The organism is Rahnella sp. CJA17(1/100), from assembly GCF_963881615.1.
Classification (GTDB): Bacteria; Pseudomonadota; Gammaproteobacteria; order Enterobacterales; family Enterobacteriaceae; genus Rahnella; species Rahnella aceris.
On record NZ_CAWOJA010000030.1, the window covers coordinates 1 to 8,646 of the forward strand.

Sequence of the window (8,646 nt, forward strand, 5' to 3'; positions counted from 1 at the left end):
TTCACGAATGCGAAGTTGCTCAGGCGTCATCGGAGAGGCCTTTGGGGATTTCCCTGCGCGTTCTTCTTTAAGCTGGCGAACCCATTTATCCATCGTGGATTTACCGACATTCATTGCCGTTGCAGCGGCGGCAACGGTGTAGTGCTGATCGAGTACAAGCTGGGCAGCTTCGAGGCGAAACTCGGGGCTAAAATTACGTCTGTTACGTCCGGTCATAATGTCACCTGTTTTGACTATGAGGCGATGATATCACCTCTATTCAGGTGGCCAGATTTAGTATTCCACTTCATTCCGACAACGGGACTATATGGTCGCGCTTTGCTTTCATACGTTCTGCCGGAATACACCACTGCTTATTCTCTATATCGATCTCTGACCAGGCTGTCGCAGAAGCTTCGGCAGGGCGTATGAGCGTCAGTAGCTGCCATTCAAGCAGGCAGCGGGTTGGTATAGACAGGTTGCTCATAGAAATGGTGCGCATTAGCTTGGGCAGTTCTTCGGGGCGAATTGTAGGCATGTGCTGCTTCTTCGGGCGTTCGAAAGCATTACCGATTCCTGAAGCAGGATTGGCCTCGATCAACCCAACATTGACGGCATAAATCATTATCTCATTTATGCGTTGCACCAAACGCCTGACTGTCTCTAATGCTCCGCGTGCTTTGATTGGTTCCAATACTTGGATCAAAGTACGAGCTTTCAGCTCCTGAACAGGAACATTTTCAATACTGGGCAGGATGTCTTTCTCAATAGAACGCCAGATATCTTTAGCATGGTCAGCGCTGACGTGACTTTTTTTCAGCTCGAACCATTTACGTGCAACATTGACGAAAATGCTTTCCTGAGCGATCTGGAGCTTCTCAGCTTCTTCGCCAGCTCTTGCTTGTGGGTCTATTCCTTTGACTAACATCGCAAGCTTCTCTGCACGCACTTCTCTGGCATCAGCCAGTGAAAGAGCAGGATAAGCGCCGAGGCTAATCATGGTGCGTTTTGATGTGCCAGGCACCTGGTAGCGAAAGCGCCAAATTTTCTTGCCGGTGCTTTTGACCAGGAGAAAGAGCCCGTCGCCGTCATGCAAAGTGAGGTCTTTATCTGTGGCTTTGGCTTTTTGTACTTCGGTGTGGGTGAGGGGGCGTGTAGTCCGCGCCATGCAAGGATCTTCCCTAATTGGTATACGTTTATTGGTATATATCTTAGCGTATACCAATTCGTATACCAATAGACGCCGGTTTCAGGCGGATCTTCTCGGACTTCTACAGACACAAAAAAGCCCGCAAACCTAGGAGGGATGCGGGCTTTCAGGACTTCTCCGGACTTATCTGGTAATAACCGGATCATTATTTGGTGGAGCTGGGGGGATTTGAACCCCCGTCCAGAATTACTACACCGTCGGCACTACATGCTTAGTCCAATCTTTACATTCGCCGGTTAGCTGCGGATGGACACGCCACTAACAAACTATCCTGATTGGGTTTAACGCTTTCACCCCAGGCAAGGTGTCCACGCGATCTCTTTTGGGTTTGACCTCTCTTGATCCCCGTCCTAAGAGCGGAGGCTAGGGAGAGAGGGCTCTAAGCAGGGTATTAAGCTGCTAGGGCGTAGTTTTCGTCGTTTGCGACTATTTTTTTGCGGCTTTTTACGAGGCCAACCGCCCCTCGGCATGCTCCTTGGGCTTCGCAAATCCTGTCGAATCCAGAATCAGCCCCAAGTACTATTTCGTAGTATACCAGCAAAACACCAAGCTACGCCAGAGGCTTAGCGATTTGCGTGCTTCATGATACGTGCCTTGTCTACTTTCCATTCGCGATCTTTAATGTCATCGCGCTTGTCGTGCTCTTTCTTACCTTTAGCCAGACCGATCTTCACTTTTGACCAGGCATTTTTCCAGTACATGGAAAGCGCGACGACGGTGTAACCATCGCGACTGACTTTACCGAACAGCGTTTCTAACTCACGCTTGTTGAGCAGTAATTTTCTTGTACGGGTCGGGTCACACACAATATGAGTGGACGCCACGTTAAGAGGTTGAATGGTTGCGCCAAACAAAAAGGCTTCACCGTCGCGGAATGTGACGTAGCTGTCAGTGATGTTTGCTTTACCAGCGCGCATCGATTTGACTTCCCATCCCTGCAAAGCAAGCCCCGCCTCAAATTCATCTTCGATGATATATTCGTGGCGAGCGCGTTTGTTCATCGCGATAGTCGCGGAACCGGGTTTATGTGCTTTTTTCTTTGTCATAGTGATACTTATTATACTGTAAGCGATGCCGATTGAAATCCCCACGCAGTGAGAGTCGGGAGTTTTTCCTGTTTGTGGCAGCCTGTGCTTCGTTGTTTTTATTACCGCGTGGATAAATGGTATTATCTGTACGTTTTATGACACCTGGAAAATGATATGCCACAGATAAGTCGTTCTGCGCTTGTGCCGTTCAGCGTGGAGCAGATGTACACCTTAGTGAATGATGTCGACGCCTACCCGCAATTTCTGCCTGGTTGTACCGGCAGCCGTATCCTGGAAAACAGCGATACGTCGATGACCGCAGCGGTTGATGTTTCCAAAGCGGGCATAAGTAAAACTTTTACCACCAAAAATACGTTAATCAGCAACAAACGCATTGATATGCAGCTGGTGGATGGTCCGTTCCGTAAGCTGACCGGAGGATGGGATTTCATCGAACTTAGCCCGGATGCCTGTAAAGTTCAGCTCAGTCTTGATTTTGAATTTACAAATAAATTGATTGAATTAGCATTCGGTAAAATCTTCAAAGAACTGGCTGGCAGCATGGTTCAGGCATTCACTCTACGCGCGAAAGAGGTCTACAGTGTCTGAGATCCGCGTTGAAGTGGTCTACGCGTTGCCGGAACGTCAGTATCTGCGAACGGTAAAACTGGCAGAGGGGAGCAGTGTCGAACAGGCAGTGAAGGCTTCCGGTTTACTTGAGCTGCGTCAGGATATCGATCTCAAACAGAATAAGTTAGGCATCTACAGCCGGCCGGTAAAGCTTGCGGATACAGTCAGTGATGGTGATCGCATTGAAATTTATCGGCCCCTGATTGCAGATCCGAAAGAGTTACGGCGTATACGCGCCGAACGTTCTAAAAAATAAGGCGCCTCAGGCGCCTTATTTTTTTACCCTGAAAGATGATTTTTGGCGGTAACCAGAGACCATCACACCGGGCGATTTACTTTTGATCGCTCAACTTAGGTTTGTTGTCGATGTTGGTCAGCGTATCAGACTCGTTGAAGGTCAGCGTTAAAGTCTGCTGAGTGATACCTTCATGGCCTGGTTCCTGACGGAACACGTAATACCAAACATTACTGCCAAACGGGTCGTGTAGCATCGGCGTGCCGAGAACATAAGCAACTTGTTGTTTAGTCATACCGGTATGAATTTTTTGAACATCAGCAGGAGACAAGTAGTTCCCCTGATTGATGTCAGGCCGATAAACCACCTTTTCCAGAGTGGAACAGCCCGCAGTAAGCATTACAAGAGCTACAGCGGCGGCAGTTAGCGTTTTACAGCGCATAGTCATTACATTCCTTTAGGGCATAAGATGCCGATGATAATAGACCTTTCATCAGTTTGAAACCTTTGCGGGGCACCTGTATGACCGCTGAACTGTAAAAAAGTTGAGCTTTTTACGCTGCGAGTAACTCTTTTGCGTTGGCCAGCGTGTTTCGGGTCACTTCACTTCCGCCCAGCAGACGTGCCAGTTCCTGCAAACGCGCCTTTTTATCAAGGCGATTCATTTGGGTTTCAGTCACTTCACCATCAGTTTCTTTGCTGACAAAATAATGCTGATGACCACAACCTGCAACCTGAGGTAAGTGAGTGACGCACATAACTTGCGTTGATTCGCCTAACTGACGCAACAGGCGGCCAACGATCGCAGCCGTCGGGCCACTGATACCGACATCCACTTCATCAAAGATCAGCGCCGGAGTTTCCATTTTCTGTGCCGTGATAACCTGGATAGCCAGCGCAATACGCGACAATTCGCCACCGGAAGCTACTTTTGCGAGAGCCTGAAGCGGCTGCCCCGGGTTGGTGGTGACCTGGAATTCGAGACGGTCTGCGCCTTCCATATTTAAATGTTCTGGTTCGAACTGAACCTGAATTTTAAATTTACCGTGTGGCATGGAAAGTGCCTGCATACTTTGGGTGATCAGATGCGTTAGCTCATCAGCAAAATACTGACGTTTTTCGTGCAGTTGTTCAGCAACCGCGACGGCTTGTTGGTAATGGCGTTGCACTGCTTCACTCAGCTCTGCCTGATTGGTTTCCTGATCATCCAGTTCCTGCTGTTCCTCAAGCAACTGACGATGCAGTTCAGGAAGATCTTCAGCGCTGACATGATGTTTACGGGCCAGGTTCATCTGGCGTGACAAACGCTGCTCCAGCTCGAATAGACGGTTTGGATCCATGTCCAGGCGTTCGCTGTAATGGCGTAATTCATCGCTGGCCTCGCTGACCTGAATGGACGCGTCATCAAGCATGACGATAAGATCATTCATTTTGCTGTCGAGTTCTGCGAGTTCAGTTAGCTGATTGCGGGCGCTATAAAGCAGACTGACAATATTCTGCTCTTCACCATCAGCCAGCAAATAGAGCGCATTTTGGCTCAGTGAAAGCAGTTGTCCGCTGTTAGCCAGACGTTTGTATTCTTCATCAATTTGCTCGTACTCACCTGCCTGAGGAGCAAATTCATTCAGCTCTTTCAACTGGTATTGTAACAACTGGCGGCGTGATTCTCGCTCACTCATCTGCTGTTGATATTGTGCCAGCTGGCGGCAGCTCTGATGCCAGTTTTGGTAAGCTTTGCGCATTTCAGACAGCAGTAAGGGCTGATCCGAATAAGCATCGAGTAAAGCTTTCTGATGCTCAGGTTTGAGCAGAAGCTGATGGGCGTGTTGTCCGTGAATTTGGATCAAATGCTGGCCCAGTTCACGGAGCTGTGACAGGGGAACGGGCGTGCCGTTTATAAAGCCACGCGAACGGCCATCGTTGCTGATCGTCCGGCGCAACAGGCAATCCAGCCCTTCATCAAGCTGATTTTCAGCCAGCCAGTGTTTCGCCGAAGGGGTATCCGCTAAGGTGAATCGCGCGCAGATATCTGCACGGCTGGCACCGAGACGCACCATGCTGCCATCGGCACGATTGCCCAGACAAAGCCCAAGCGCATCAATCGCGATGGACTTACCGGCACCGGTTTCACCGGTGATGGCCGTCATACCTGCATGAAAATCGATTTCTAATTCACGGACAATGGCAAAGTTACTGATAGTTAATTGCGCCAGCATGATCACCTTCCTGTACATAACAACAGACCTGTAATTACATACAGTATAAACTGGTTTTATATACAGTAAAGGGGCTGGCGAATTATTTTTATCAGATCAGAAGAGTTTTTTTGACCATCCAAGTTTTGTGCTTAATGTATTGAAATAACTGTAGTCTTTCGGATGGATCAGATTCAGATGAAACTCACTGCGACGGATAACCACTTCTTCGCCCGGCTGAATCGGCAGGGCGATCTGGCTGTCGCAGCTGATTTCAAGGTCATTGCTCATATGCGAAAACCGCAGACAAATCGTGCTGCTACTGTTGATAACCAGCGGGCGCGCCGAAAGGGTATGTGGGAACATCGGCACCAGTGCGATAGCTTCTAACGTCGGCGTCAGGATCGGACCGCCGCCTGAGAGTGAATATGCGGTAGAACCGGTCGGTGTCGAAATAATCAGACCATCGGAGCGCTGGGAAAAAGCGAATTTGTCATCAATATAGACTTCAAATTCAATCATGTGCGCGACTTTTCCCGGATGAAGGACGACTTCATTGATGGCGGTACTGACGCGACATTGCTGGTCCTTGCAGCGCACCATGGCTTCCAGCAGGAAGCGTTGCTCGCTGATGTATTCACCCTGCAGAACGTCATCGAGTTGCTGCAAAGCGTTATCCGGATCCAGATCGGTAAGAAAGCCAAGATTACCCCGGTTGATGCCGATGACTTTTATGTCATAGCGGGCCAGAACGCGCGCCGCACCCAGCATATTGCCGTCACCGCCGACGACCACGGCTAAATCCGCCAGCTTGCCGATCTCAGCCAGACTGCCCGTTTGTGCGCCTTCCAGGGCTAAATCTTGTGCCACCTGACGTTCGACGATCACCTGATAACCTTTTGAGATTAACCAGTGGTAAAGCATTTCATGGGTGGCAAGTGCGGAAGGATGGCGAGGGTGTCCGACAATCCCAATGCACTCAAATTTTTTATTCATCGCTGTGGTTATCCTCAGCAGGGTGTGATGACTCCTGCATTATGACCGGTTTCATTAAAAACCAAACCTTGAAACCCCGGTTTTGATCCCCATAATAAGCCAACTAGCAAGATTAATGCTAAAACGCGGAGAGATTCATGAGTAGTAAAGAACATAAGACACCTGACGAGCAAGTCTCTGAAGAACTGAATCAGGAACAAGAGCTGCATACGGAAGCGGAAACTCAGGCGGCAGATGTCGTTGACCCGCGCGATGAACGTATTGCTGAACTGGAAGCGCAGCTGAAAGAACTCCAGCAGCGTGAGCGTGACAGCTTGCTGCGTGCGAAAGCGGAAGTGGAAAATATCCGCCGTCGTACCGAGCAGGATATAGAGAAAGCGCATAAATTCGCTCTGGAGAAATTCTCTGGCGAATTGTTGCCGGTAATCGATAATCTGGAACGTGCGCTGGATCTGGCTGATAAATCGAATTCAGAACTGGCGGGTCTGATTGAAGGCGTCGAGCTGACCCTGAAATCCCTGCTGGATGCTGTTCGCAAGTTCGGTATGGAAGTGGTGGCTGATATCCACGTGCCATTCAACCCTGAACTGCACCAGGCGATGACTATGATGGAATCCGACGAGCTGGAACCTAATCACGTAATGATGGTGATGCAGAAGGGTTATACGCTGAACGGCCGTCTTTTGCGCCCGGCAATGGTTGCGGTTTCTAAAGCCAAAGCCTGATTCTGTTTTAAGCAGACTGACATAATGGAAGAGGCACCTTTGCGGGTGCCTCTTTTTTTGTTATTCCGGCAATCTGGGCACCCAGTCAATTGGTGCCAGACCTTGCTGCATCAGTAAGGCATTCGCCTGCGAGAAGTGCTTACACCCCAGGAAACCCCGGTGGGCAGAAAGCGGAGAAGGGTGCGGTGCTTTCAATACATGATGACGATTGCGATCGATAATATTGCCTTTTTTCTGCGCATGGGAACCCCAGAGTAAAAAGACGATCCCATCACGATTTTCATTCAACGCTGCGATGACCTTATCAGTGAACGTTTCCCAGCCCAGTTTGGCATGTGAATGCGCCTGACCACCTTCGACAGTCAGCACGGTATTGAGCAACAAGACGCCCTGATCTGCCCAGCTCTGCAAATAGCCGTGAGTAGGTCGTTCGAAGCCTGGAATATCGGTAGCCAGCTCTTTATACATATTCACTAACGAAGGTGGTGCCGGAATGCCCGGGCGAACGGAGAACGATAATCCATGAGCCTGATTGGGGCCATGATAAGGGTCCTGCCCCAAAATCACGACTTTGACGTCTGCCAGTTCGGTAGAGCGGAATGCATTAAACACATCCTGCTGCGGTGGATAAATTGTTTTGCCCGCAGCGCGTTCAGCCGCGACAAACTTCAGCGTATCAACGAAGTAAGGTTGTTCTTTTTCCTGACCAATGACGTCATGCCAGGTGAGAGTGGTGGACATTGACGCTCTCCTTTTGATGATAATTTTAAACTGGCAGTAGCTTACCTGCTCATTCCGATGAGTTAAACCCGCACGCGCTTTTGCTGATGTTTATCTGCGACTTAACGTTCTATGCAAAAATTGTTGATAATTTACAAAAATAATTTAATCCAGTGCCTTGGAAAAATTGATATAAAACATAAATATGCTGAGGGTAAGAAATACCCACAAGGAAAAGATTGATATTTATCAAAGAATGCGGGGTGTTCTGCTGTTATATCTGACAACAGGAAAACAGGTTGTCGTTCAAACCTTACACCAATCAATTAACAGTATCGTAGCCAACAATGGAGGCAACATATGATCACCGGGATCCAAATTACTAAAAGCAACAACGAAGCGCTGAAAAACTCTTTCTGGCTGCTGGATGATGAAAAAGCGGAAGCGCGCTGCGTGTGTGCAAAAGCGGGTTTTGCGGAAGACCAGATCGTTGCTGTCAGCGAGCTTGGCCAGTTTGAATACCGTGAAGTACCAATGGAAATTCAACCAACTGTACGTGTGGAAGGGGGTCAGCACCTGAACGTTAACGTATTGCGCCGTGAAACTCTGGAAGATGCGGTTAAGCATCCTGAAAAATACCCGCAGCTGACCATTCGTGTGTCTGGTTATGCGGTGCGCTTTAACTCACTGACTGCTGAGCAGCAGCGTGACGTGATTACCCGTACTTTCACCGAAAGTCTGTAATCGCTTCCGAGCTTTTAAGATTCCAGCAGTTTCATGGATATAAAAAAACCGCCTTCAGGGTAATGCCGATCGTTTAAGGATCAGTTGACCGATCCTGTGGCTCGTGTAAAAAGGGTTCATGCTCATCATGGACCCTTTTTAAATGGAACTTTCACAAGCTCTCGGTATTATCAATCTTACTGCC

10 protein-coding genes, 1 other RNA gene and 1 pseudogene are annotated in these 8,646 nt (G+C 48.9%); 4 read left to right on the plus strand and 8 right to left on the minus strand.

Going from position 1 to position 8,646, the window contains the following annotated elements:
• The 4 genes and pseudogenes from AACU55_RS14600 to smpB all read right to left on the minus strand — a co-directional run.
• The coding region (locus tag AACU55_RS14600; RefSeq protein ID WP_134707141.1) for a transposase at positions 1-216 on the minus strand (216 nt) is incomplete at its 3' end.
• A gap of 73 nt (positions 217-289) precedes the next feature.
• Positions 290-1,147 (minus strand): annotated as a pseudogene (locus AACU55_RS14605) (phage integrase central domain-containing protein); the annotation flags it as partial.
• A 192-nt stretch (positions 1,148-1,339) separates the two neighbouring features.
• Positions 1,340-1,703, minus strand: a transfer-messenger RNA (tmRNA) gene (ssrA, locus tag AACU55_RS14610).
• A gap of 49 nt (positions 1,704-1,752) precedes the next feature.
• Positions 1,753-2,235: an SsrA-binding protein SmpB gene (gene smpB / locus AACU55_RS14615; RefSeq protein ID WP_013576739.1), complete on the minus strand. Its 483-nt coding sequence runs from the start codon at positions 2,233-2,235 to the stop codon at positions 1,753-1,755.
• 156 nt (positions 2,236-2,391) lie between these two features.
• Between smpB and AACU55_RS14620 the strand changes: the two genes are divergently transcribed.
• A complete protein-coding gene (locus tag AACU55_RS14620) occupies positions 2,392-2,826 on the plus strand; it encodes a type II toxin-antitoxin system RatA family toxin (RefSeq protein WP_013576738.1) in 435 nt (144 codons plus the stop codon).
• The gene (locus tag AACU55_RS14625) at positions 2,819-3,103 is read left to right on the plus strand and encodes an RnfH family protein (RefSeq protein WP_037036745.1); all 285 of its coding nucleotides are present in this window, start codon (positions 2,819-2,821) and stop codon (positions 3,101-3,103) included. The genes AACU55_RS14620 and AACU55_RS14625 overlap by 8 nt, the downstream gene beginning before the upstream one ends.
• Positions 3,104-3,179: 76 nt before the next feature.
• On the opposite strand, the gene bamE is transcribed toward AACU55_RS14625, so the two are convergent.
• The 3 genes from bamE to nadK form a co-directional block, all read right to left on the minus strand.
• Positions 3,180-3,524 carry an outer membrane protein assembly factor BamE gene (gene bamE, locus AACU55_RS14630; protein ID WP_015690323.1) on the minus strand — a complete coding sequence of 115 codons (345 nt, stop codon included), beginning with the start codon at positions 3,522-3,524 and terminating at the stop codon, positions 3,180-3,182.
• 112 nt (positions 3,525-3,636) lie between these two features.
• Positions 3,637-5,298 (minus strand): DNA repair protein RecN, encoded by a 1,662-nt coding sequence (gene recN, locus AACU55_RS14635; RefSeq protein ID WP_013576734.1) that lies wholly within the window; start codon positions 5,296-5,298, stop codon positions 3,637-3,639.
• Between the two features lie 96 nt (positions 5,299-5,394).
• Positions 5,395-6,273, minus strand: a complete 879-nt coding sequence (gene nadK / locus AACU55_RS14640) for an NAD(+) kinase (protein ID WP_013576733.1) — start codon at positions 6,271-6,273, stop codon at positions 5,395-5,397.
• Positions 6,274-6,410: 137 nt separating this feature from the next.
• Between nadK and grpE the strand changes: the two genes are divergently transcribed.
• Positions 6,411-6,998: a nucleotide exchange factor GrpE gene (grpE, locus tag AACU55_RS14645; protein WP_013576732.1), complete on the plus strand. Its 588-nt coding sequence runs from the start codon at positions 6,411-6,413 to the stop codon at positions 6,996-6,998.
• Positions 6,999-7,058: 60 nt separating this feature from the next.
• Here grpE and ung read toward each other — a convergent pair whose 3' ends face one another.
• Positions 7,059-7,739, minus strand: coding sequence for a uracil-DNA glycosylase (ung, locus tag AACU55_RS14650; RefSeq protein WP_013576731.1), 681 nt, complete (start codon positions 7,737-7,739; stop codon positions 7,059-7,061).
• A 339-nt stretch (positions 7,740-8,078) separates the two neighbouring features.
• Here ung and grcA point away from each other — a divergent pair, with 339 nt between their 5' ends.
• Positions 8,079-8,462: an autonomous glycyl radical cofactor GrcA gene (grcA, locus tag AACU55_RS14655; RefSeq protein ID WP_013576730.1), complete on the plus strand. Its 384-nt coding sequence runs from the start codon at positions 8,079-8,081 to the stop codon at positions 8,460-8,462.
• Positions 8,463-8,646 lie beyond the last annotated feature (184 nt).

Bases quoted from the DNA above. Each gene is read 5' to 3' on its own strand.
- smpB (WP_013576739.1), bottom strand. From the start codon at position 2,235: ATGACAAAGAAAAAAGCACATAAACCCGGTTCCGCGACTATCGCGATG.
- AACU55_RS14620 (WP_013576738.1), top strand. From the start codon at position 2,392: ATGCCACAGATAAGTCGTTCTGCGCTTGTGCCGTTCAGCGTGGAGCAG.
- bamE (WP_015690323.1), bottom strand. From the start codon at position 3,524: ATGCGCTGTAAAACGCTAACTGCCGCCGCTGTAGCTCTTGTAATGCTT.
- recN (WP_013576734.1), bottom strand. From the start codon at position 5,298: ATGCTGGCGCAATTAACTATCAGTAACTTTGCCATTGTCCGTGAATTA.
- nadK (WP_013576733.1), bottom strand. From the start codon at position 6,273: ATGAATAAAAAATTTGAGTGCATTGGGATTGTCGGACACCCTCGCCAT.
- grpE (WP_013576732.1), top strand. From the start codon at position 6,411: ATGAGTAGTAAAGAACATAAGACACCTGACGAGCAAGTCTCTGAAGAA.
- ung (WP_013576731.1), bottom strand. From the start codon at position 7,739: ATGTCCACCACTCTCACCTGGCATGACGTCATTGGTCAGGAAAAAGAA.
- grcA (WP_013576730.1), top strand. From the start codon at position 8,079: ATGATCACCGGGATCCAAATTACTAAAAGCAACAACGAAGCGCTGAAA.